At 56.2% G+C, this 23818-nt stretch carries 21 protein-coding genes and 1 other annotated feature; of the genes, 10 read left to right on the plus strand and 11 right to left on the minus strand.

Annotation, left to right across the window (positions count from 1 at the left end; genetic code table 11):
* Window positions 1-48: 48 nt before the first annotated feature.
* Window positions 49-3138: a beta-galactosidase gene (locus ACOTXF_RS05710; RefSeq protein ID WP_048962013.1), complete on the plus strand. Its 3090-nt coding sequence runs from the start codon at window positions 49-51 to the stop codon at window positions 3136-3138.
* Between the two features lie 39 nt (window positions 3139-3177).
* On the opposite strand, the gene ACOTXF_RS05715 is transcribed toward ACOTXF_RS05710, so the two are convergent.
* Window positions 3178-4005, minus strand: coding sequence for a nickel/cobalt efflux protein RcnA (locus ACOTXF_RS05715; RefSeq protein ID WP_039265850.1), 828 nt, complete (start codon window positions 4003-4005; stop codon window positions 3178-3180).
* Window positions 4006-4137: 132 nt separating this feature from the next.
* Here ACOTXF_RS05715 and ACOTXF_RS05720 point away from each other — a divergent pair, with 132 nt between their 5' ends.
* Complete coding sequence (locus ACOTXF_RS05720; RefSeq protein WP_008499280.1) at window positions 4138-4410, plus strand: metal-sensing transcriptional repressor; 273 nt, start codon at window positions 4138-4140, stop codon at window positions 4408-4410.
* Here ACOTXF_RS05720 and ACOTXF_RS05725 read toward each other — a convergent pair.
* Window positions 4403-5968: an EAL domain-containing protein gene (locus ACOTXF_RS05725; protein ID WP_232926689.1), complete on the minus strand. Its 1566-nt coding sequence runs from the start codon at window positions 5966-5968 to the stop codon at window positions 4403-4405. The genes ACOTXF_RS05720 and ACOTXF_RS05725 overlap by 8 nt on opposite strands.
* 219 nt (window positions 5969-6187) lie before the next feature.
* On the opposite strand from ACOTXF_RS05725, the gene ACOTXF_RS05730 reads away from it, so the two are divergent.
* Both ACOTXF_RS05730 and ykgO read left to right on the plus strand, forming a co-directional pair.
* Window positions 6188-6448 carry a type B 50S ribosomal protein L31 gene (locus ACOTXF_RS05730; RefSeq protein ID WP_006176933.1) on the plus strand — a complete coding sequence of 87 codons (261 nt, stop codon included), beginning with the start codon at window positions 6188-6190 and terminating at the stop codon, window positions 6446-6448.
* Between the two features lie 2 nt (window positions 6449-6450).
* Window positions 6451-6591: a type B 50S ribosomal protein L36 gene (gene ykgO, locus ACOTXF_RS05735; RefSeq protein WP_003859006.1), complete on the plus strand. Its 141-nt coding sequence runs from the start codon at window positions 6451-6453 to the stop codon at window positions 6589-6591.
* On the opposite strand, the gene ACOTXF_RS05740 is transcribed toward ykgO, so the two are convergent.
* A complete protein-coding gene (locus tag ACOTXF_RS05740) occupies window positions 6588-7298 on the minus strand; it encodes a GNAT family N-acetyltransferase (RefSeq protein ID WP_045416683.1) in 711 nt (236 codons plus the stop codon). The two genes, ykgO and ACOTXF_RS05740, sit on opposite strands and share 4 nt — an antisense overlap.
* 101 nt (window positions 7299-7399) lie before the next feature.
* Here ACOTXF_RS05740 and ACOTXF_RS05745 point away from each other — a divergent pair, with 101 nt between their 5' ends.
* The gene (locus ACOTXF_RS05745; RefSeq protein WP_039265854.1) at window positions 7400-8860 is read left to right on the plus strand and encodes a PLP-dependent aminotransferase family protein; all 1461 of its coding nucleotides are present in this window, start codon (window positions 7400-7402) and stop codon (window positions 8858-8860) included.
* On the opposite strand, the gene ACOTXF_RS05750 is transcribed toward ACOTXF_RS05745, so the two are convergent.
* From ACOTXF_RS05750 to acrA, 6 genes are all read right to left on the minus strand, one after another.
* Window positions 8832-9299, minus strand: coding sequence for a YlaC family protein (locus ACOTXF_RS05750; RefSeq protein WP_008499285.1), 468 nt, complete (start codon window positions 9297-9299; stop codon window positions 8832-8834). The two genes, ACOTXF_RS05745 and ACOTXF_RS05750, sit on opposite strands and share 29 nt — an antisense overlap.
* Before the next feature lie 117 nt (window positions 9300-9416).
* Entirely contained in the window at window positions 9417-9968 is a 552-nt protein-coding gene (gene maa, locus ACOTXF_RS05755; RefSeq protein WP_047745410.1) for a maltose O-acetyltransferase, read from the minus strand.
* Window positions 9969-10174: 206 nt separating this feature from the next.
* Window positions 10175-10393 carry an HHA domain-containing protein gene (locus ACOTXF_RS05760; RefSeq protein WP_008499287.1) on the minus strand — a complete coding sequence of 73 codons (219 nt, stop codon included), beginning with the start codon at window positions 10391-10393 and terminating at the stop codon, window positions 10175-10177.
* A gap of 27 nt (window positions 10394-10420) precedes the next feature.
* Window positions 10421-10795 (minus strand): Hha toxicity modulator TomB, encoded by a 375-nt coding sequence (gene tomB / locus ACOTXF_RS05765; RefSeq protein WP_008499288.1) that lies wholly within the window; start codon window positions 10793-10795, stop codon window positions 10421-10423.
* Between the two features lie 509 nt (window positions 10796-11304).
* Window positions 11305-14451 carry a multidrug efflux RND transporter permease subunit AcrB gene (gene acrB / locus ACOTXF_RS05770; protein WP_008499289.1) on the minus strand — a complete coding sequence of 1049 codons (3147 nt, stop codon included), beginning with the start codon at window positions 14449-14451 and terminating at the stop codon, window positions 11305-11307.
* Window positions 14452-14473: 22 nt separating this feature from the next.
* Complete coding sequence (gene acrA, locus ACOTXF_RS05775) at window positions 14474-15667, minus strand: multidrug efflux RND transporter periplasmic adaptor subunit AcrA (protein ID WP_021241633.1); 1194 nt, start codon at window positions 15665-15667, stop codon at window positions 14474-14476.
* Between the two features lie 140 nt (window positions 15668-15807).
* On the opposite strand from acrA, the gene acrR reads away from it, so the two are divergent.
* Window positions 15808-16461, plus strand: coding sequence for a multidrug efflux transporter transcriptional repressor AcrR (acrR, locus tag ACOTXF_RS05780; RefSeq protein ID WP_172513456.1), 654 nt, complete (start codon window positions 15808-15810; stop codon window positions 16459-16461).
* 113 nt (window positions 16462-16574) lie between these two features.
* Window positions 16575-19922 carry a mechanosensitive channel MscK gene (mscK, locus tag ACOTXF_RS05785; protein ID WP_047745407.1) on the plus strand — a complete coding sequence of 1116 codons (3348 nt, stop codon included), beginning with the start codon at window positions 16575-16577 and terminating at the stop codon, window positions 19920-19922.
* Here mscK and rsmS read toward each other — a convergent pair.
* Together rsmS and priC are read right to left on the minus strand one after the other, a co-directional pair.
* A complete protein-coding gene (rsmS, locus tag ACOTXF_RS05790; RefSeq protein ID WP_008499294.1) occupies window positions 19919-20101 on the minus strand; it encodes a pleiotropic regulatory protein RsmS in 183 nt (60 codons plus the stop codon). The two genes, mscK and rsmS, sit on opposite strands and share 4 nt — an antisense overlap.
* Window positions 20102-20115: 14 nt before the next feature.
* Window positions 20116-20643 carry a primosomal replication protein N'' gene (priC, locus tag ACOTXF_RS05795; RefSeq protein ID WP_023293139.1) on the minus strand — a complete coding sequence of 176 codons (528 nt, stop codon included), beginning with the start codon at window positions 20641-20643 and terminating at the stop codon, window positions 20116-20118.
* A gap of 50 nt (window positions 20644-20693) precedes the next feature.
* Here priC and ACOTXF_RS05800 point away from each other — a divergent pair, with 50 nt between their 5' ends.
* The 3 genes from ACOTXF_RS05800 (at window position 20694) to dnaX (ending at window position 23791) form a co-directional block, all read left to right on the plus strand.
* Window positions 20694-21071, plus strand: a complete 378-nt coding sequence (locus ACOTXF_RS05800; RefSeq protein WP_008499296.1) for a DUF454 family protein — start codon at window positions 20694-20696, stop codon at window positions 21069-21071.
* 151 nt (window positions 21072-21222) lie between these two features.
* Window positions 21223-21774, plus strand: coding sequence for an adenine phosphoribosyltransferase (apt, locus tag ACOTXF_RS05805; RefSeq protein ID WP_000127359.1), 552 nt, complete (start codon window positions 21223-21225; stop codon window positions 21772-21774).
* An 88-nt stretch (window positions 21775-21862) separates the two neighbouring features.
* Window positions 21863-23791, plus strand: a complete 1929-nt coding sequence (gene dnaX / locus ACOTXF_RS05810; protein WP_039023754.1) for a DNA polymerase III subunit gamma/tau — start codon at window positions 21863-21865, stop codon at window positions 23789-23791.
* Window positions 23121-23185, plus strand: a sequence feature (DnaX frameshifting element). It overlaps the preceding gene by 65 nt.
* Window positions 23792-23818: the final 27 nt, after the last annotated feature.

The following is a 23818-nucleotide window of genomic DNA, read 5'->3' on the forward strand; positions in this document are numbered from 1 at the left end:
GCCAGGGCATGTTAACCAAAATTGTGAGCGCTTCGCAAAGAGGTTACTATGTCCAACACATCCTCGCTGACCCTCAGCGACATCCTGGCCCGTCGGGACTGGGAAAACCCCGGCGTTACCCAGTGGAACCGCCTGCCCGCACACGCGCCGTTAGACAGCTGGCGTAATGAATCTTCCGCCAGGGATGACGCTGGCTCCCTCAGCAGGCGCTCCCTCAACGGAATCTGGCGGTTTAGCTACTTTTCTGCTCCCGAGCGGGTTCCTGAGGCATGGGTCAGCGAAGATTGCGCGGATGCCGTCGCGATGCCCGTGCCGTCGAACTGGCAGATGCAGGGGTTCGACACGCCTATCTACACCAATGTCACCTATCCCATCCCCGTTAACCCACCTTTTGTGCCGCAGGAAAACCCGACAGGTTGTTACTCGCTCACATTTGACGTTGATGACGCCTGGCTTCAGCGTGGGCAAACCCGAATTATTTTTGACGGCGTGAACTCGGCGTTCCATCTGTGGTGCAACGGGCAGTGGATAGGCTATTCCCAGGACAGTCGATTGCCCGCCGAGTTTGACCTCTCGGCGGCATTACGCCCCGGGCAGAACCGCCTGGCGGTCATGGTCTTGCGCTGGTGCGACGGCAGCTATCTGGAAGATCAGGACATGTGGCGCATGAGCGGCATTTTCCGCGATGTCTCCCTGCTGCATAAGCCGGAGACGCACATTGCGGATTATCACGTGGTCACCGATCTGAATGCGGAGCTGGACCGCGCGGTGCTGAAAGTCGACGTCGCGCTGGCAGGCGCAGACTACCCGGAATGCGAGGTGGCGATCACGCTGTGGCGCAACGGTGAGCGGTGTGGCAGTACTACCCAACGGCCCGGATCTGCCATTGTGGACGAGCGCGGCAACTGGGCCGAGCGGTTAACGGCGGCGATCCCGGTTACAGCCCCGGCGTTATGGAGTGCAGAAACCCCGGAACTCTATCGTCTGACGATCGCGCTTTTGGATGCGCAGGGCAACGTGCTGGAGACGGAAGCCTGCGATGTCGGCTTCCGCCGGATTGAAATCAGCAACGGCCTGCTGAAGCTCAACGGTAAACCGCTGCTGATCCGCGGGGTTAACCGGCACGAGCATCACCCGGAAAACGGCCAGGTGATGGACGAAGCGACGATGCGCCGCGATATCGAGATCATGAAGCAGCACAACTTCAACGCCGTTCGCTGCTCGCACTACCCGAACCATCCGCAGTGGTACCGGCTTTGCGATCGCTACGGGCTGTACGTCGTTGACGAGGCCAATATCGAAACCCATGGCATGGTGCCGATGAGCCGCCTTGCTGACGATCCGCGCTGGCTGCCCGCCATGAGCGAGCGCGTGACCCGCATGGTGCAGCGCGATCGTCATCATCCCTCAATTATCATCTGGTCGCTGGGCAATGAGTCCGGGCACGGCGCAAACCACGACGCACTGTACCGCTGGGTGAAATCCACGGATCCGACGCGTCCGGTGCAGTATGAAGGCGGCGGCGCGAACACGGCGGCGACCGATATTGTCTGTCCGATGTATGCCCGGGTCGATCAGGATCAACCCTTCCCGGCGGTGCCTAAATGGTCAATCAAGAAATGGATCGGCATGCCGGATGAAACGCGTCCGCTGATCCTCTGCGAATACGCCCACGCGATGGGAAACAGCTTCGGCGGATTCGCGAAATACTGGCAGGCGTTTCGCAGCCATCCTCGCCTGCAGGGGGGATTTGTCTGGGACTGGGTCGATCAGGCATTAACGAAGAAAGACGAAAATGGCAACGCGTTCTGGGCGTACGGCGGGGACTTTGGCGATAAGCCAAACGATCGGCAGTTCTGCCTCAACGGCCTGGTCTTCCCCGATCGCACGCCGCACCCGGCGCTGTTCGAGGCGCAGCGCGCGCAGCAGTTCTTCACCTTTACGCGGGTCAGCACCTCTCCGCTGGTGATTGAGGTGCAAAGCGGGTACCTGTTCCGCCATACCGATAACGAAGTGCTGAGCTGGACGGTTGCCCGGGATGGGAAGGTACTGGCTTCGGGCGAGGTGACGCTGGCGATAGCCCCTGAAGGCGTTCAGCGTCTGGAGATCGCTCTGCCGGAATTGAAAGCCGAGCCGGGGGAAGTCTGGCTGAATGTTGAAGTGCGCCAGCCGCGGGCAACGCCGTGGTCACCGGCTGACCATCGCTGCGCGTGGGAGCAGTGGCTGCTTCTGTCTCCGCTGTTTGTCGCACCGCCAGCCTCTGCGGGCGAGCCGCCGGTTTTGACGCAAAACGACCGCATCCTTGAGATCGCGCATGGTCAACAGCGCTGGCAGTTCGATCGCGCAACCGGAAACCTGGCTCAATGGTGGCGAAATGGCGTGGAAACGCTGATATCGCCTCTGACGGATAACGTCAGCCGTGCGCCGCTGGACAATGATATTGGGGTGAGTGAAGCGACGAAGATCGATCCGAATGCCTGGGTTGAGCGCTGGAAAGCGGCGGGCATGTACGATCTTACCCCGCGCGTGCTGCACTGTGAGGCAGCGCAGCACGCAGACGAGGTGGTGGTCACAACCCAGCACGTCCTTGCGTATCGCGGCAACGCGCTGTTTCTGAGTCGTAAAACCTGGCGGGTGGACGATCGGGGAGTACTCCACGGCGACATTCAGGTGGATATTGCGTCTGATATCCCGGAACCCGCGCGCGTTGGCCTGAGCGTTCATCTCGCCGAAACGCCGGAAAACGTGTCCTGGCTGGGGCTGGGGCCGCATGAAAACTATCCGGACAGAAAGCTGGCGGCACAGCAGGGGCGCTGGACATTACCCCTGGCGGAGATGCATACGCCGTATATCTTCCCGACGGAAAATGGTTTGCGCTGTGATACGCGGGAGCTGGCGCTGGGAACGCATCAGCTGAACGGTCGGTTCCATTTCTCGGTGAGCCGCTACGGCCAGCAGCAGCTGCGGGAGACAACCCATTACCATCTGCTGCGCGAAGAGCCGGGATGCTGGCTCAATTTCGATGCGTTCCATATGGGCGTGGGCGGCGACGACTCCTGGAGCCCCAGCGTCTCGCCGGAATTCCTCCTGCAGACACGCCAGCTTCGCTATACCTTCAGCTGGCAGCAGAACCCTTAACTGACCCTGGAGATGCGGCCACAGAGTGTGGCCGCAGGCTTACGCCAGAATGCCGCTCAGGCCATGCAGGCTCATATAAATCCCTACCACGGTAATCAGCGCAGCGGAGATCCACGGTGCTTTACGGGAGAATTCGCTAAACCCGGGCCAGCGTTTGGTCGCGTGCTTGAGGCTCAAGGCGGCAATCGCGCCGGAAGCGACAAGCGTTAACGCCAGACCAATGCTAAAGCTGAACACCAGCGTTGCGCCGAGGGCGAAATGCTTCAGCTGCAGGCAGATCAGCAGAACGGTAATGGACGCCGGGCAGGGGATAAGCCCGCCGGTCAGGCCAAACATCACGATCTGTCCGGTGGTGACGTTTTGGCCGCTGAAGCGCCGGTTAATATCCTGCGCATGCGCGCGCTGGTGGGCGTCCTGCCACTCTTCTTCAACCAGCGGGTGTTCGTGGTGGTGATGTTCATGATGATGGTCATGGTCATGGTCATGGTGGTGGTGATGATCATGGTCGTGATGATGATCGTGTGGCTGGCTCTCTTTCCAGGTTCGCCACGCCATCCACAGGGCGATCGCAACGATCAATACCCCTGAGATCAGCTGGAACCAGGGTTCAGACGTATGCGCATCCCATCCCCGACCAAACCATAAACCCGCCATGGCGATAATCCAGACTACTGCCGTATGCGAAAGCGTGGCTGCCAGGCCGAGCAGGACCGCCTGTTTCAGCGTGCCGCGGATAGCCACGATAAAGGCGGCCATCATGGTTTTTGAGTGACCCGGCTCCAGGCCATGTAGTGCACCGAGCAGGATAGCGCTGGGAACAAACAGCCAGGCATTACCCTGCTGCAGGAGTGAGGCGAAATCGTTCATTGAAATTTCCGGAGTGGAAGCGTGCGCAAATAGTACTCCCCCCCAGTAGCTTAATACTACCCCCCAGTAGAAAAATACTCAGGGGGAGTAGAGCGTGATATGCTCTAAAAGCCAACACTGAGGGAGACAGAGATGTCACATACCGTTCGCGACAAGAAGATGTTACTGACTCGCCTGAAGAAAATTCAGGGGCAGAGCACCGCGCTCGAAAAAATGCTCAACAGCGAACACGAATGCGCCGAGGTGTTACAGCAGCTGGCGGCGATCCGTGGAGCGGTCAACGGCATGATGATGCAGGTGATTGAAGGGCACCTTACCGATCACGTGGTGAAAGAGCCCGAAGAGGCGCAGCGTGAAGCCGATCTTGGCGTGGTGCTGCAGGTGATGAAATCCTACCTTAAGTAGCGTGCGTGCCGAGGTTATTCTCTGCCCAAAGAATAAATTCCGTCTTTGGTAGCGCTTTGCTGTAGTACCAGCCCTGTCCGTACTGCACGCCGTGCTGGTGCAGCCAGGCGAGCTGCCCGGCGGTCTCGACCCCTTCCGCCACCATCGCCAGCTTCAGCGACTTCGCCATTTCAATAATGTGCGGCGTCACGTTTTTATACTCCAGCGCATCCACGAACGATTTATCAATTTTTAGCGTGTCGACATCCAGATCCTGCAGATAGCTCAGGCTGGAATAGCCGGTACCAAAATCATCAATATAGACAGGGTGCCCCGAACGGCGGAATGCGGAGATAGCCGGCGCGCTGATTTTGGGATCGGCAAAGCCGCGCTCGGTGACCTCAAGGGCGATTTGGCCTGGGTGGACCTTCCATTTGTTCAGCAAGTGACTCAGCAGCGGCGGCAGCGTGCCGGAGGTCAAATCTGCGGGCGCGAGGTTGATGGAGATATGCTGATCGGGGTGAAGATGCAGCCAGCTGCCCATATCCTCGAACACCTTTTCGATAACGAGCTGCGTCAGCTGGGAGATAAGCCCGGTTTGCTCAGCAAGGGGAATAAAAATATCAGGTGAGAGGCTGCTTCCGTCCGGCTGCGGCCAGCGCGTCAGCGCCTCTGCGCCGACAATTTTTCCGCTACAGAGCGCCACGATGGGCTGATAGTGAACCACAAAATCGCGGCTGTTAATGGCATCAAGCAGGCGGTTGCGCGGCGACTGGATGCGACGCAGTATCCGCAGGACAAAGAGCGCGGCAAGCAGGCTTATCAGGATGCCGAAGGGCAGCCACAAAAGCAGCTGCCGGTGCCAGGTTTCAGCCAGCGGTTTGAGCGTAGCCCATGCAACGACGGTAAACCCCAGTTCAGGGACGGGCTTCATAACGTACATTGAACCGTCGTACTGTATGCTGGTCATCTCCTGACCCATGATCATGTCACGGATATGCGGATCGAGCGTATTGCTGCTGGCAAAGATGCGGCGTGTGGTATTTCCTACCAGGGCAGCATCAATCGCTATCTCGCCGAAGGGGATCACATCCACAAGCGAGGCCGGATCGACCAGAACAAGATAGTGACCTTGCCCCAGTACGGCCATGTAGCGATGAAACCCCAGATCGTTTTGCGTGGTCAGCCATGCGCTGTAACCATCTTCGGTAACGCGCATCGGCGGGGGGAAAGGGGCGGCATGGCTGGTTTGTTCAAGAGAGGAGCAGAGTGGCCTGAGGTTGTCGATATAAATCACTTCCTGCACATATCGCCACGAGAAAGCGACCCGTCGCATCTCCCTTAACTGCAGGGGGCTGCACGGCACGCCCTCCAAGGCCTGCAGATGATTGAGCGCTTCCTTCGCCTGATCCACGACCTTGTCGGTACGTATCAGCACGCGTGAGGCATAGTTATCCAGCGCATCGACAAATTTATCTTCCGCCTGACGATGAGCCAGCCAGATGCTCAGGCAAATGGGGACCAGCACGGAAAAGATAAGTATGCCAGTCACCAGACTGACCAGATGTCGGGTTTTCATGCTGTCGTTTCCTTCCTCGTATACCCGTTCCTGAGCACTGAGTTCCCTGCCTGAAGAGAAAGATTTTACCGCGAAATGATATAGTTATAGCACGTGGGTGGCGTGGTTTTCATTTTATCTCAGGTAAACCAGAAAATATCGTCAGAAGGAAGGGGTTGTTTTTTTAACCTGGCCTGGATATTATTTTGTTATGTTATAACAAAACATAAGGGATTTACGATGAAACCAAACATCCATCCAGCGTATCGCACCGTGGTATTCCACGACACCAGCGCGAATGAATACTTCAAAGTCGGCTCAACCATTAAGACCGACCGCGAAATTGAACTCGACGGTGAAACGTATCCATACATCACCATCGAGGTTTCTTCAAAATCGCACCCGTTTTATACCGGTAAGCAGAAAACGTTCTCCACGGACGGCAGCGCAGCGCGCTTCCGCAAGCGTTTTGGCGGTTTTCTCAATGCGAAGCGGGGCTAACCATGCAGGTACTTAACTCATTGCGCAGTGCAAAACAGCGTCACCCGGATTGCCAGATAGTCAAACGCAAGGGACGCCTGTACGTGATTTGTAAATCCAATCCGCGCTTTAAGGCGGTGCAGGGCCGTAAAAAAAGACGCTAAACGCGCGTTTCTCGCCAGCTTTCCAGGGATCTTTTCTGTTTGCCATCGGCAGTAAAATTGTCGGTGGCAAGCCAGCTTTCAAAGGCGTTTGCCAGCGCCGGCCACTCTTTGTCGAGAATCGAAAACCAGTCGGTATTCCGGTTATGACCTTTTATGACCAGCGCCTGACGAAAACGCCCCTCAAACTGAAAACCCAGACGCAGTGCCGCTTTGCGGGAAGGCTCGTTCAAACTATTGCACTTCCACTCATAACGCCGGTAGCCCAGGGTATCGAACACATACCGCATCAGCAGATATTGCGCCTCTGTTGACATGGGCGTGCGGCTTAAAAGAGGCGAGAAGTGAACGTGCCCCACCTCCACAACCCCGTTTTTAGGATCGATCCGCATCAGGGACAGCGTCCCAACGGGGGACTGAGTCCGGTTATCCATCACGGTAAAGTGGATGGGATCGGATAACTCACTTACGCTCGCCACCCATTCGGCAAACTCCTCTGCGGTGGCATCGGGTTCACGCAGTAGCCACGTCCAGCTGCGCGTATCTTCAGCCAGGGAATAGGCGGAAAACAGCGCGTTGGCATGCTCCACGCGCAGCGGTTCAAGCCGACAAAAGCGTCCCTGAAGCACGACCCGGGACGGGTGCTGACGAGGCTGCCAGTCGCTAAGCGCTTCGCCTACGGGCTGTCCGAACTGATTGAATGTCTTCATCTTAATTTCCGTGACGTTGAAAAGAGTTCCAGACTAGTGAATTGCTGGTTCCTTAAAAAGAACCACTGAGCTATGTTTTGATGGTGCCACGAGGAGGCGAGATGAATATACCGGGTGATGAATTTTATACCTTGCTCAATGCTGCCCTGCAAAAACGTGGGAAAGAGACGCGCCAACGCGCGCTTTATCTTGCGTTACGGGAGGCCATACTGTGCGGAAGGCTACTGTCCGGCAGCCAGCTTCCCGGTTCGCGAACGCTGGCTCAGCAGCTCTCCCTTTCCCGCAATACCATCAATGCGGCGCTGGACCAGCTCACGCTGGAAGGGTATTTGCAGCGTAACCGCCAGGGAACGCGGGTGGCACAGCTCGCTCACCGCTCTGTCGCCCGGACATTGCCGGACCCTGCCATCAGGCTCGCCCGGCGGGTCGGCCTGCTGCCTGCGCCCGTGCCCCGGGACACGCCGGTGCTGGCGTTTACCCCGGGAACCCCGGCTATCAACTATTTTCCGCTACCGCTGTGGCGGCGATTGTACGATCGCGTGATGCGCGAGGAGGGAAGTGCCCTGCTAGGGTATGGCGACCCGGCCGGTGAACCGTCGCTGCGGGCAGCAATTGCCCGACACCTCGCCCTGTCCCGCGGTATCGACTGCGACGCCAGCCAGATAGTGATAACGGAAGGGGCGCTTGAGGGGGTTAACCTGTGCACCATGCTGTTGAGTGAGCCTGGCGATGTCGCGTGGGTGGAAAACCCCGGTTATAGCGGGGCAAAGAGCGCGTTTGTTAAAACAGGCCTGACCATGACGGGAATCCCTGTTGATGACGAGGGAATGTGCTGGGAAGGACGGGATGCGCCTGCTCCCTCGCTGATTTTTACCTCACCTTCGCACCAGTTCCCCTACGGAAGCGTGCTCAGCGCCCGGCGACGTCTGGCGCTGCTGGAACTGGCCCGGCAGCAGAACGCGTGGATCATTGAAGACGATTACGACAGCGAATTCCGTTATGCCGGTGAGCCTGTGCCCGCGATGCTGGGGATGGTCAACAACGCGCCCGTGGTTTATCTGGGAACATTCAGTAAAACGCTATTTCCGTCGCTCAGAATGGGGTTCATGGTCTTGCCGCCAGCGCTGGCGAAAGCGGCTCGCCCGGCCATCGGCTCGCTGTTGCGGGGCGGGCATCGTGCCGAACAGCGTACGCTGGCGCTGTTCATTGAAGAAGGCCACTATGCCCGTCATCTTGCCGCCATGCGTCGGCTCTATCGTAAGCGATACCGCCAGCTGCGGGAGGTGCTGGGGGCAGAGCTTCACACGCCGCACCGTATACTGGCCGGTGAAGGCGGGATGCATCTGACGCTGGCGATAGACGATATTGACGACCAGACGCTGGTGGCGCAGGCGAGGGCGTTTCAGCTGGCACCCGCTGCACTGAGCGGGTATTACCTGGAGGCGAAGCAGGGGCAAACCGGTCTGGTTTTAGGTTACGGCAACACCTCTGCTTCGCAGTTTGCGCCGGGGATCCGGCGTCTGCAGGCGTTAATTACGCAGCAGCAGGGCGCGAAAGGGTAAAGACATCATAGAAAGAGAGCTGGCCTTTGGTGGAGACCATTTTCTGCAGCTTCTCTTTTTGCGCTGTTTCAACGGCCGGAGAGTGCATGATGCTGTCGATCAGCTCCGTGGGCACGAAACGTGTGTTATACCATTCACCGTTGTAGCAGACCCGGAAATCGAGAACGTCGATATCTTCGTAACGGTAGCGCGGATTCACGTCGAAAAAGAAAAAGGCGTTAAAGACAACAAACAGCACAACCAGCAGCCAGACGGAGTCCACCAGCGTTTCGGACTTCAGCATCACAATCAGCGTCGCCAGCCAGGCGGCATACATGGCGACAAACAGTCCAGGATGTTTGCGAATAAAGCTAATGCTAAAGCGCGGGCGATTGTCGCGCTTTTCGCGGAGGTTAAGATCGTCGATGGTGGCGGTAAGCAGGCGCTGTATCTCGGTCATTTTTTGCCTTCATAAGAGTTGACAATACAGGGTGTCTGCCAATTTTAGGGGAGCCATCGGGCTGAAAAAAGTAACAGTCCGGCGCTAAAAGACCATAACAGTTGGCTCCCCGCGCCCTTATAAAGTTTTGATGATTTTTGCCGGATTGCCGCCCACGACGACGTTAGCCGGGACGTCTTTTGTCACCACGGCGCCGGAGGCCACCACCACATTATCACCGATCGTGACGCCAGGGTTAATAACCGCCCGACCACCAATCCAGACATTATTCCCAATGTTGACCGGTTTCCCAAACTCCACGCCGCTGTTCCGTTCCTCTGCATCCAGCGGGTGGGTGGCCGTATAAATGTGCACACCCGGCGCGAGCATGCAGTTATAGCCGATGCGAACAGGGCAGACATCCAGCATCACGCAGTCGAAGTTCGCGTAAAAGTTTTTGCCAAGATAAATATTGTATCCGTAGTCGCAGCGGAAGCTCGGTTCTATATAAGCGCCTTCGCTTTGCCCCAGAAGTTCCGCCAGGATATTCTGGCGTTCTGTCTTTTCATCGGGCGCGGTGTGGTTATAGCGGTAAACCAGATGGCGGGCCCGCAGTCGGTCGGCCCGTAACGTCTCATCGCCGGGGCGATAATGTTCACCGGCAATCATCTTCTGTTTTTCTACGCTCATAGGAAACCTCTCTGGAAATGATTACCGCAGGGTAATCGGAACAGGTCGAGAGGGGAACGTTCCCGAAAAGCCGATGTGACTGTCGTCACAACATTGTTGCTGATGAACACGTTTTACACGGAGACCTGGCCTGGGCACAGGGAACATAACGGGATAGGTAAAAAACTCAGAACGTGGCGTAGAACTCTACAGACACCCTTCAAAGATTAACGGACAAATTTCCATACAGAAGTAGGGATTTTGTCATACAACTTATTCATGGTCAGCTCAGCAAGACGATGGTCAGCGGCTGAATAAAATACGGCCAGTTCATTATCAGAAAGCTCGTATTTATTCTTTTCAATCACGCGTTCGAGGGTGTCAATTGACTGACAACGTCGTAAGCGCATCAAATAATCGATTTTTGTGAGTGGTTTATCAGACATAAATTCACCTTAGTAATTGTAATAATTTTAACAGGAAAGGCTAACCGGGTTAGCTCTGCTCACGTTGACGAAACAGCGGAATAGCCGGTTTCCCGATTTACGCCATTTTTGCAAATCCTGGGCGTTAATGCCGTAACTACTGAACAACATAAAGGTGTCGTCCAGGTATTCATCAATTTGCTCAATGAGCTTATTATCTTCATTGTACTTAATTTTATAATTAAGTGCGAAGGTTGCGATATGCTCTATCAGCTCATTCAACTGTAAATTGATGGCAGACGTTGGGTCGTTTACCCAGCCATGGTTGCTTTCATCAAGGTTGGCAAGGCAGTCATGGTACAAGGATTCGCAGAGAAATTTCAACTGCGCGATATCATGCCTTTTTGGCGAGTACTCGTCCATAGCGCATCCCCTTCTGAGTGATTTCTTACTCACCGAACATCATTGTCGGGATGGATACAACTGACTTAGCTACATGAGTGCTGTGTTCCTGATAACCTAACTATAAGCCACTCCTTCCTGGATTTCATCGCGCTATTACGAAAAATTACAAATAAAACCGTAGACTGCGAGCATGTACGCAATGTTCCACCCTGGACACCCCTTTTTTATCCAAATTAACGCGCTGTTTTATCGCTTCCTTACGTTTCATTGGCTTAGCAAAAATGGCGAGAAAAGTTCAGATTCGAACTTCACGTTGTCAGAACTTCTTATTAGGAATATTCCTAATAGCTTAAGCGGGGAAATGAAATTAAAAAAATCCTGAATTCACCGATTAAGTTATCAGTTAATTATGATATGTCTAATTAAGATGGCAGAAAATAAATTGAATCACAATAAGCGTAATTTATGATTTTTTCTGAAAATGAAAAAGGCCGCTAATGCGGCCTTTTTATCATGTGAAACCGGTATCAGTGAGGTTCTACCGAATGCGCGTGTTCAACATCTTCATTCTTACGGCTGAAGCGGCGGCGAACCACCACGAAGAACACCGGTACGAAGAAGATAGCGAGTACGGTTGCGGTGATCATACCCCCCATAACGCCCGTACCGACCGCGTTCTGCGCACCGGAGCCCGCACCGGAGCTGATAACCAGCGGCAGTACGCCGAGGATAAACGCCAGTGACGTCATCAGGATTGGGCGCAGACGCATACGAACAGCCTCAAGCGTCGCCTCAATAAGACCTTTGCCTTCTTTCTCCATCAGATCTTTGGCGAATTCAACGATAAGTATCGCGTTCTTCGCCGACAAGCCAATGGTTGTCAGCAGGCCTACCTGGAAGTACACGTCGTTGGTCAGTCCGCGGAACGTTGCCGCAAGCAGCGCACCGATAACCCCGAGCGGTACCACCAGCATAACGGAGAACGGAATTGACCAGCTCTCATACAGCGCTGCCAGACACAGGAAGACGACGATCAGTGAAATCGCGTACAGGGCAGGGGCCTGGTTACCGGACAGACGCTCCTGATAGGACATCCCGGTCCAGTCGTAGCCAACACCCGAAGGCAGTTTGCTCGCCAGCTCTTCCATCAGGTTCATGGCTTCACCGGTGCTTCGGCCCGGCGCAGCCTGACCCAGGATCTCCATTGATGGCAGACCGTTATAGCGTTCCAGACGCGGCGAACCGTATTCCCAGCGTGACGTTGAGAATGCCGAGAACGGTACCATCTGACCATTGCTGCCGCGCACGAACCAGCTGTTGATATCGTTTGGCAACATACGGTACTGTGCCTCGGACATCACGTACACTTTCTTCACGCGACCGCGGTCGATGAAGTCGTTAACGTAGCTACCGCCCCAGGCGGCGCCCAGCGTGGTATTGATGTCACTGATGGACACGCCCAGCGCCTGAGCTTTCTCCTGGTCGATGTCGATTTTGTACTGCGGCGTATCTTCCAGGCCGTTTGGACGCACGCCGACCAGCAGGTCAGGGTGCTTAGCCACTTCGCCAAACAGCTGGTTACGCGCCTGCGTCAGTTTTTCGTGACCCAGACCGCCCTGGTCAATCAGCTGGAAGTCGAAGCCGGTCGCGGTACCCAGTTCAACAATCGCCGGCAGGTTGAAGGCGAACACCATCGCATCTTTAATCTGCGAGAAGGTGCCCATCGCACGGCCGGTAATGGCTTCAACCTTGTTCTCTTTGCCCGGACGTTCAGACCAGTCTTTCAGAGAAACGAAGGCGATACCGGTGTTCTGACCACGACCCGCAAAGCCAAAGCCGTTAACCGCAAACACGGATTCAACGTTGTCTTTCTCTTTGGTGAGGTAGTAGTCCGTCACTTCGTCCAGCACTTTCTGGGTACGCTCTTGCGACGCACCCGCAGGAAGCTGTGCCATCGTCAGGAACACGCCCTGGTCTTCATCCGGCAGGAACGAGCTTGGCAGACGAACGAACAGGATCGCCATCCCCGCCACGATGATGATATAGAGCAGCAGGTAACGACCGGTGCTGCGCAGGATGTTGCCCACGCTGTCGGTGTAGTGGTGCGTGCTCTTATCAAACATGCGGTTAAACCAGCCGAAGAACCCTTTATGCTCGCCATGACCGCCTTTCTGAATCGGCTTCAGCATGGTGGCACACAGCGCAGGCGTCAGGATCAATGCGACCAGTACCGACAGCGCCATCGCGGAAACGATGGTGATCGAGAACTGACGGTAAATCGCACCGGTAGAGCCGCCGAAGAAGGCCATCGGGATAAATACCGCAGACAGTACCATCGCGATACCCACCAGCGCGCCCTGGATCTGACCCATTGATTTACGGGTGGCTTCCTTCGGCGGAAGACCTTCTTCCGCCATCACGCGCTCGACGTTCTCTACCACGACGATGGCGTCATCCACCAGCAGGCCGATGGCAAGCACCATCCCGAACATCGTCAGGGTGTTTATCGAGAAGCCAAAGGCCGCGAGGATGGCAAAGGTCCCCAGCAGAACGACCGGAACGGCGATGGTTGGGATCAGCGTCGCGCGGAAGTTTTGCAGGAACAGATACATGACCAGGAACACCAGGATGATCGCTTCTGCCAGCGTTTTAACCACTTCGTGAATCGAAATTTTAACGAATGGCGTGGTGTCGTACGGATAAACGATCTTCAGGCCTGACGGGAAGTACGGTTCCATTTTCTTCAGTTCTGCACGAATCGCCGTGGCGGTATCCAGGGCGTTCGCGCCTGTCGCCAGTTTGATACCCAGACCGGAAGCCGGTTTACCGTTGAACTTCGCGATGATGTCGTAGTTCTCGCCGCCCAGCTCGACTTTCGCCACGTCGCGCAGGCGAACCTGCGAGCCGTCCTGATTCACTTTCAGCAGAATTTTGCTGAACTCATCCGCGGAGGTCAGACGGGTTTGCGCGATGATCGAGGCGTTAAGCTGCTGGCCCTTCACCGGCGGCGTACCGCCTAGCTGACCGGCTGCCACCTGGGCGTTCTGCGCTTTAATGGCGTTAATCACGTCAACCGGCGTCAGCTGGAAGTTGTTCAGTTTGTTCGGATCCATCCAGATACGCATTGCGTACTGAGAACCGAACAGCTGCACGTCACCCACACCGGACGTACGGCTGATGGCGTCCTTCATGTTGGCGCCCACGTAGTCGGAAATATCCTCCTGCGTCATGGTGCCGTTGGTGTTGATAACGCCGACAACCATCAGGAAGCTACTGGACGATTTCTCGACGCTCACGCCCTGCTGTTGTACTTCCTGCGGCAGCAGCGGCATCGCCAGCTGCAGTTTGTTCTGCACCTGAACCTGCGCAATGTCAGCATCCGTACCTGACTCGAAGGTCAGGGTGATCTGAACTGTACCGGTAGAGTCACTGTTTGAGGACATGTACATCAGGTTATCGATACCGTTCATGTTCTGTTCGATAACCTGAGTGACGGTGTCCTGCACCGTTTTTGCATCAGCCCCTGGGTAGGTCGCGGAAATCGTCACCGCCGGTGGCGCAATCGTTGGATATTGCGCGACAGGCAGCTTCAGGATCGCAAGTCCCCCGGCCAGCATGATGATAATGGCGATCACCCACGCAAATATGGGGCGATCGATAAAGAAATTAGGCATGTCTTAACGGCTCCTGTTTAAGTTAAGACTTGGTTTGTTCTGACTGGCCAGCGGCCGAAGCTTGTTGTTTATCGTCAGATTTCACTTCCTGTGCTTTAACCTGCGCGCCAGGACGAACTTTTTGCAAACCAGTAACAATCACGCGATCGCCATCTTTCAGACCTTCCGTCACCAGCCATTTATCCCCAATCGCCTGGGTGGCGGTGATGTTGCGCATTTCGACTTTGTTATCAGCCCCAACAACCAGTGCGCTCGCATCGCCGCGTGGCGTACGGGTCACACCCTGCTGTGGAACCAGAAGGGCGGTTGGATTCGTTCCTTCTTCCAGACGTGCGCGAACGAACATACCTGGCAGCAGATTTTTGTCAGGGTTCGGGAAAATCGCACGTAAGGTGATGGAACCGGTGGTCTGGTCGACCGTCACGTCAGAGAATTCCAGCGTCCCTTCCTGCGGGAACTTGATACCGTCGTTGGTAATCAGCTCCACTTTGGCTTTGCCGTTTTCCTGTTTCAGGGTGCCGTTAGCCAACTCCTGTTTCAGGCGCAGGAAATCATTGCTGGACTGCGTGACGTCAACGTAGATCGGATCGAGCTGCTGCACGGTCGCCAGCGCAGTGGTCTGACCGTTCTGCACCAGAGCCCCTTCCGTGACGGAAGATTTACCAATACGACCGCTGATAGGCGAGGTCACTTTGGTATAGGCCAGGTTAATGCGCGCGGTTTCGACGGCCGCTTTGGCTGCCACCACGGCGGCGTTAGCCTGCTGGGCATCCGCCAGGGCGGTATCGTAATCCTGCTGACTGATGTACTTGGTACCGAGCAGTTTTTGATAGCGGTTCAGCGTCAGCTGGGCAATTTTGGCCGCGGCCTGTGCTTTTGCCAGGTCACCTTTGGCGCTTTCATAAGACGCCTGATAGGTTGCGGGATCAATCTGATACAGAGACTCACCGGCCTGCACATCACCGCCTTCGGTGAAGTTGCGTTTCAGGATAATGCCGCTAACCTGAGGACGCACTTCCGCAATGCGGTAAGCATTTGTACGGCCGGGTAATTCGGTGGTGATTTGTAGAGGTTCAGATTTGAGCGTCACAACGCCTACTTCTGGCGCCTGCTGAGCTCCTTGTTGAGCCGGTTTGTCGTCACATCCTGTTAGCGCTAAGCTGCCTGAAAGCATCAGAACGACCGCCAGAGGCGTTAACCCTCTGTTTTTGTTCATATGTAAACCTCGAGTGTCCGATTTCAAATTGATCAAGGGTCCTGAGTCTAAAACCCATTGCTGCGTTTATATTATCGTCATGCTATGGTACATACATTCACAAATGTATGTAAATCTGACTCCTGTAAATTCACTCACCTATGGCACGAAAAACTAAACAACAAGCGCTGGAAACCCGACAACATATTCTGGATGTGGCGATACGTTTGTTCTCGCAGCAAGGTGTTTCAGCAACCTCGCTGGCGCAAATTGCTCAGGCCGCCGGTGTGACGCGAGGAGCAATTTACTGGCATTTTAAAAACAAGTCAGATCTGTTCAGTGAAATCTGGGAGCTTTCAGAGTCCAGCATTAGCGATCTCGAGAGTGAGTATCGGGCAAAATTCCCAGACGATCCACTCTCAGTATTGAGAGAAATATTAGTATATATCCTTGAAGCAACGGTAGTTGAAGAACGTCGCAGATTAATGATGGAGATTATTTTTCATAAATGCGAGTTCGTGGGCGAGATGGCGGTCGTGCAGCAGGCGCAACGAAGCTTCAGTCTGGAAAGCTATGACCGTATTGAGCACAACCTGAACCTCTGTATGGAGGCAAAACTGCTACCGGCCAATCTGTTGACCCGTCGGGCGGCGATTCTGATGCGCAGCTACATTTCTGGTCTGATGGAAAACTGGCTTTTTGCACCGCAATCGTTTGATCTTAAAGCGGAAGCTCGCAGCTACGTGGCGATTTTACTGGAAATGCTACAGCTTAGCCCGACGCTGCGCAGCGACGCGCCTTCGCTAACGGCCTGACCCCTTTCCAGGATTTATCTCAGAGGCTTACGTTCGCGCTATTCTGCATCTGACGAGCGTGATATTCTTCACGCCGGACTATTTTCGGTCATCTTCTGACATCATTCACAACTATGCTGCCCATCAATCGCTCGCAACATCCTGTTTTTGCATTGCTCTTTGCGATGCTGTTTATCTTCGCCACGGCGCCGCTGACCTGGGCCCGCGCCGATAACAGCAACGATATTCCCACGCGTGCTGACGTTCAGTCGCAGCTCGACACGCTGAACAAACAAAAAGAACTCTCTCCTCAGGAAAAACTGACGCAGCAGGATCTGACGGAAACACTGGAGACGCTGGATAAAATTGAACGCGTTAAGGCTGAAACCGCCCAGCTTCGTCAGAAGGTGGCGCAGGCCCCTGAAAACATGCGCAAAGCGACGGAGTCGCTGAATGCCCTGAGTGACGTTGATAACGACAACGAAACGCGCAAAACGCTCGCCACGCTCTCCTTACGCCAGCTGGAATCGCGCGTCGCCCAGTTGCTCGACGATCTGCAAACCGCGCAGTCCGATCTCGCGACCTACAACAGCCAGCTTGTCTCCCTGCAAACCCAGCCCGAGCGCGTGCAAAATGCGATGTATACCGCGTCTCAGCAGCTGCAGCAGATCCGCAACCGCCTGAACGGCACGACGGTGGGCGAAGGCACGTTGCGCCCGACGCAGCAAACCCTGCTGCTGGTTCAGCAGTCGTTGCTCAATGCGCAGATCGAACAGCAGCGTAAAAGCCTGGAAGGGAATACGGTGCTGCAGGACACTCTGCAGAAACAGCGTGATTACGTCACCGCGAACATTAATCGTCTGGAGCATCAGCTTCAGCTATTGCAGGAGGCGGTTAACAGCAAACGCCTGACCCTGACGGAAAAAACCGCCCAGGAGGCCGTATCCCCTGACGAAACCGCCCGTATTCAGGCCAACCCGCTGGTAAAACAGGAGCTTGAGGCTAACCATCAGCTCAGTCAGCGCCTGATACTGGCGACGGAAAACGGCAACTCGCTGGTTCAGCAAAATATCAAGGTGAAGAACTGGCTGGATCGCGCCCTGCAGGCGGAACGCAACATCAAAGAGCAGATCGCGGTCCTGAAGGGCAGCCTCCTGCTGTCGCGTATTCTCTACCAGCAGCAGCAGACGCTTCCGTCCGCCGACGAGCTGGAGGACATGACCAACCGCATTGCGGATTTACGTCTGGAACAGTTTGACGTCAACCAGCAGCGCGATGCCCTTTTCCAGAGCGATACCTTTGTCGCCAAAATTGAAGAGGGGCATTCCAGCGACGTGAACCCGGAAGTGCACGACGCGCTGCTCCAGGTCGTGGATATGCGTCGCGAGCTGCTGGACCAGCTCAATAAACAGCTGGGTAACCAGCTGATGATGGCCATTAACCTGCAAATCAACCAGCAGCAGCTGGTGAGCGTCTCGAAAAGTCTGCAGGAGATCCTGACTCAGCAGATTTTCTGGGTAAACAGCAACAAGCCGATGGACTGGGACTGGGTTAAATCCTTCCCTGAGACGCTGAAAACGCAGATTAAGAGCATGAAGGTCACCGTAAACTGGGAGAAAGCCTGGCCTGCGGTAATGATTGCTTTTCTGGCCGGTTTGCCGCTGTTGCTGATTGCCGGTCTCATCCGCTGGCGTCTGGGCTGGCTGAAAAAATACCAGGCGAAGCTGGCCTCCGAAGTAGGGCAGCTGCGCAACGATAGCCAGCTCCATACGCCAAAAGCGATTCTGATTGACCTTATTCGCGCCCTGCCGGTGTGCCTGATTATTCTGGCTGTGGGTCTGATTCTGCTCACTATGCAGCTCAACGTCAGCGATCTGCTGTGGGCGTTCAGTAAAAAACTGGCGCTGTTCTGGCTGGTGTTTGGCCTGTGCTGGAAGGTACTGGAAAAAGACGGCGTGGCGGTGCGTCATTTCAACATGCCAGCGCAGCTGACCAGCCACTGGCGTCGTCAGATCGTGCGCATCAGCCTGGCGCTGCTGCCGCTGCACTTCTGGTCGGTTGTCTCTGAGCTTTCCCCGCTGCATCTGATGGATGACGTGCTGGGCCAGCTGGTCATCCTGCTGAACCTGCTGCTGATTGCGATCCTGATGTGGCCGATGTGTCGCGACAGCTGGCGTGATAAAGAGTCCCACAATATTCGTCTGGCCACCGTGACGGTGCTGGCGATCATTCCGCTGGCGCTGATGGTGCTAACGGCGACGGGCTACTTCTATACCACGCTGCGCCTGTCCGGGCGCTGGATTGAAACGGTCTATCTGGTGATCGTCTGGAACCTGCTCTATCAGACCGTACTGCGCGGCCTGAGCGTGGCGGCCCGCCGTATTGCCTATCGCCGCGCCATCGCGCGTCGTCAGCATCAGGTGAAAGAGGGGGCCGAAGGCGCTGAGCCGCAGGAAGAGCCGACCATCGCGCTGGAGCAGGTTAACCAGCAGACGCTGCGTATCACCATGCTGGTGATGATCGCCCTGTTTGCGGTGATGTTCTGGGCGATCTGGTCCGATCTTATTACCGTTTTCGCCTATCTCGACAGTATTACCCTCTGGCAATACAACGGAACCGAAGCCGGCGCGGCGGTCATGAAAAGCGTGACCATGGGCAGCCTGCTGTTTGCGCTGGTGTCGTCGGTGGTGGCCTGGGCGCTGATCCGCAACCTGCCAGGCCTGCTCGAGGTGCTGCTCCTGTCACGTTTGAATCTTCGCCAGGGGGCGTCCTACGCCATTACCACGATCCTCAACTACGTCATCATCATTGTCGGAGCGATGACGGTCTTTGGCTCGCTTGGCGTCTCGTGGGATAAACTGCAGTGGCTGGCGGCGGCCCTCTCGGTCGGTCTTGGTTTTGGCCTGCAGGAGATCTTCGGTAACTTTGTCTCCGGCCTGATCATCCTGTTCGAACGTCCGGTACGTATCGGCGATACCGTCACCATCGGCACGTTCTCGGGAACGGTCAGCAAGATCCGCATTCGTGCCACCACCATCACCGACTTCGATCGCAAAGAGGTGATCATCCCGAACAAAGCGTTCGTGACCGAGCGTCTGATCAACTGGTCGCTTTCCGATACGGTGACGCGCGTGGTGATCCGCCTGGGCGTGGCCTATGGATCGGATCTGGATAAGGTGAAAGAGGTGCTGCTGAAGGCGGCGTCTGAACATCCGAAAGTGATGCACGATCCGGCTCCGGCGGTCTTCTTCACCACCTTTGGGCCGAGTACGCTGGATCACGAGCTGCGTTTATACGTGCGTGAACTGCGTGACCGCAGCTACACGGTGGATGAGCTTAACCGCTCTATCGATCGTCTGTGCCGTGAAAACGATATTAATATCGCCTTTAACCAGCTTGAGGTTCACCTGCGTAACGAGAAAGGTGATGAGCATACGGAAGTGAAGCGCGACATTAAGGGTGATGACCCGACTCCGGCTTAATCTATTTTCCCTCTCCCCTCTGGGGAGAGGGCAGGGTGAGGGGGAAGTTTCCCCTCAAAATCCCGCCGCACAATCTCCAGCGCCTTAAGCACCGTCTCGGCGGGGATCTCATGATTCTCCAGCAGCATAATCAAATCGACGGCCAGCTTGACCTCATCGGGTGCATTTTCCAGTGACATGGGTGTGGCTCCTGTTAACGGGTCAAACGTTCTATGACGCGTTCAATGTCATCCAGCGCCTGACGGCAGCGGACGATGCGTCCTTCCAGCGCGCTAATCTCGCGCATCAATAGCTGCTGCTCTTCCAGCGTTTCGCTGTTGTTCAGACGCACCTCGCGTTCACGCTTCATCTCAAACAGCCGGCGCTCAAACTCCTGGTTCTCGAGCCGCTTGCGCTGCCATTTGCCGAGCCCCGGCGAGGCGCTGTCCCAGGCGCGCAGCGGCCAGGCGGCGATTTCGCGATGCAGTGCGGTGATCTGCTCGGTGAGATGCTCTGCAAGCCACGCCACCTGTTCCTGTTGTTCATTCTCAACCGCATGGCGAAGCTCGTCGAGGTTCGTCTGCGCTTCAGCCAGGTAATCCTGAATGACGGTGCTGCGGGTACGAAAAAGCTGCCGGTCAAAGCGCGGCTTCAGCGTGGCGTGCCCCATCAGCGGCGTGGCCTGCGCCCGCAGAGCGATCAGCTGATTTTGCAGCCTCTCAAGAAGCAGTGCTGTTTTCAAGGCGCTCTCCAGTGGTAAAGTAGCCGTTCAGTTTGATAACGATTCGCATTATGCAGCGTACTATTTTAATCATCATTGGCTGGCTTGCGGTAGTGCTGGGCACGCTGGGTGTAGTATTACCCCTGCTGCCGACCACGCCGTTTATCCTGCTGGCGGCCTGGTGCTTCGCCCGCTCGTCGCCGCGTTTTCACCACTGGCTGCTCTACCGCTCATGGTTTGGCGGGTACTTACGCCACTGGCAAAAACACCGTGCCATGCCGCCCGGCGCCAAGCCGCGCGCGATCGCGGTGATCCTCATTACCTTCGCCATTTCATTATGGCTGGTGAAAATGATGTGGGTGCGGATCCTGCTGCTGATCATTCTCTCCTGCCTGCTTATCTTTATGTGGCGGATCCCCGTGGTTGATGAAAAGCAACAAAAGCACTGAAGCCTCATCATGGCTGTTGCAATTATCACGCGCAGCCAGTAAATTCGACCGTTTTCGAGCACAGGTGCGCCTGGTCAAAGGTTAAACAATTGTTGCCTTGGCCGACTCGTTGCGCGCTGTGAGTAACACTGTTTCATTTAGGCACAAACCGATGACCGCAACTGCACAGCAGCTTGAATATCTGAAAAACAGCATCAAAAGCATCCAGGACTACCCAAAGCCTGGCATTCTTTTCCGTGATGTCACCAGCTTGCTGGAAGACCCGAAAGCGTACGCACTCAGCATTGAACTGCTGGTCGAGCGTTACAAAAACGCCGGGATCACCAAAGTAGTAGGTACCGAAGCCCGTGGCTTCCTGTTTGGCGCACCGGTTGCGCTGGCAATGGGCGTGGGTTTTGTGCCAGTGCGTAAGCCGCGCAAACTGCCGCGTGAAACCATCGCAGAAAGCTACGAGCTGGAGTATGGCACCGATCAGCTGGAGATCCACGTTGACGCGATCAAGCCTGGCGACAAAGTGCTGGTGGTTGACGATCTGCTGGCAACCGGCGGCACCATTGAAGCGACCGTGAAGCTGATCCGCCGTCTGGGTGGGGAAGTGACCGATGCGGCCTTCATCATCAACCTGTTCGATCTCGGCGGTGAACAGCGCCTGGAAAAACAGGGTATTACCAGCTACAGCCTGGTGCCTTTCCCGGGTCACTAATCCCGGTTTTCACAACCTCGCTCAATGGGTGAGGTTGTGATAGCATTCCCCTCCATAAATTCACCTTCCAGCGTTGCAGAGCCTGCCCATGAGTTATCAGGTGTTAGCCCGTAAATGGCGACCACAAACCTTTGCTGACGTTGTCGGTCAGGAACATGTGCTGACGGCCCTGGCGAACGGCTTGTCGCTAGGTCGCATCCATCACGCCTATCTTTTTTCCGGCACCCGCGGCGTCGGTAAGACCTCTATTGCCCGTTTGCTGGCAAAAGGTCTCAACTGCGAAACCGGGATCACCGCCACGCCGTGCGGCGTGTGTGATAACTGCCGGGAGATCGAGCAGGGGCGTTTTGTCGATCTGATCGAGATCGACGCCGCTTCGCGCACCAAAGTGGAAGATACCCGCGACCTGCTGGACAACGTCCAGTACGCCCCGGCGCGCGGCCGCTTCAAGGTCTACCTGATCGATGAAGTGCACATGCTCTCGCGCCACAGCTTCAACGCCCTGCTGAAGACGCTGGAAGAGCCGCCCGCGCACGTGAAGTTCCTGCTGGCGACCACCGATCCGCAAAAGCTGCCGGTCACGATTTTATCGCGCTGCCTGCAGTTCCACCTGAAGGCGCTGGACGTCGAGCAGATCCGCGCGCAGCTCGAGCACATTCTCGATGAAGAGAACATTGTCCACGAACCGCGCGCCCTGCAGCTGCTGGCCCGCGCGGCGGACGGCAGCCTGCGCGATGCGCTCAGTCTGACCGATCAGGCGATTGCCAGCGGTGACGGCAAACTCTCCACCGAGGCGGTCAGCACCATGCTCGGCACGCTGGATGACGATCAGGCGCTGTCGCTTATCGAAGCGATGATTGCCGCTAACGGCGAACGCGTGATGTCGCTGGTGAACGCGGCCGCTGCCCGCGGTATTGAGTGGGAAGGGCTGCTGGTTGAGATGCTCAGCCTGCTGCACCGGGTGGCAATGCTGCAGCTTTCTCCCTCCGCCATTGGTGCGGATATGGCCGCCATTGAACAGCGGATGCGTGAGCTTGCCCGCACCGTGCCGCCTGCCGACGTGCAGCTTTATTACCAGACGCTGCTGATTGGTCGCAAAGAGCTACCGTTTGCGCCGGATCCGCGGATGGGCGTTGAAATGACGCTGCTGCGCGCGCTGGCGTTCCACCCGCGCATGCCGCTGCCGGAGCCGGACGTGCCCCGACAGTCTTTCGCCCCGGTTGCGCCGACGGCGGTGATGTCACCGCAGCAGGTGCCGCCGCAGCCGACGCCGCCACCGCAGCAGAACGTACCGCTGTCGGATGCCACCAGTTCGGTGCTTGCCGCGCGCAGCCAGCTGCAGCGTGCGCAGGGAGTAACCAAACCAAAAAAGAGTGAACCGGCAGCGCCAGGAAGAGCGCGGCCGGTGAACAACGCCGCGCTTGAACGACTGGCCTCGGTAACGGAGCGCGTACAGTCGCGTCCGGCACCGTCCGCGCTCGAGCAGAAAGCCCCGGTGAAAGAAGAGGCTTACCGCTGGAAGGCAACCACCATTACCGAAACGGTGAAGGAAGAGGTTGCCACGCCGAAAGCGCTGAAAAAGGCGCTGGAGCATGAAAAAACGCCGGAGCTGGCCGCGAAGCTTGCCGAAGAGTCCATCGCGCGCGACGCCTGGGCCGCCGAGGTCAGCAAACTCCAGCTGCCGAAGCTGGTCGAGCAGGTCGCGCTGAATGCCTGGAAAGAGCAGGACGGCAATCAGGTGCGTCTGCACCTGCGTCCGGGCCAGCGGCACCTCAATTCCCCTGGCGCGCAAAAGGCGCTGGCCGAGGCGCTCGCCACATTACAGGGTGCGCCGGTTGAATTGACTATCATTGAAGATGATAATCCGGCAGTGAAAACGCCGCTGGAGTGGCGCCAGGCCATTTATGAAGAGAAGCTCGCGCAGGCGCGCGAGGCGATAATTGCGGATAACAACATTCAGACCCTGCGCCGGTTCTTCGACGCCGATCTGGATGAAGAGAGTATTCGCCCCATTTGATCGTGAGTCTGACTTACGGTTGTAATC

Origin of the sequence: Enterobacter cloacae complex sp. IR53041, assembly GCF_049238285.1 — a bacterium.
GTDB lineage: Bacteria > Pseudomonadota > Gammaproteobacteria > Enterobacterales > Enterobacteriaceae > Enterobacter > Enterobacter roggenkampii.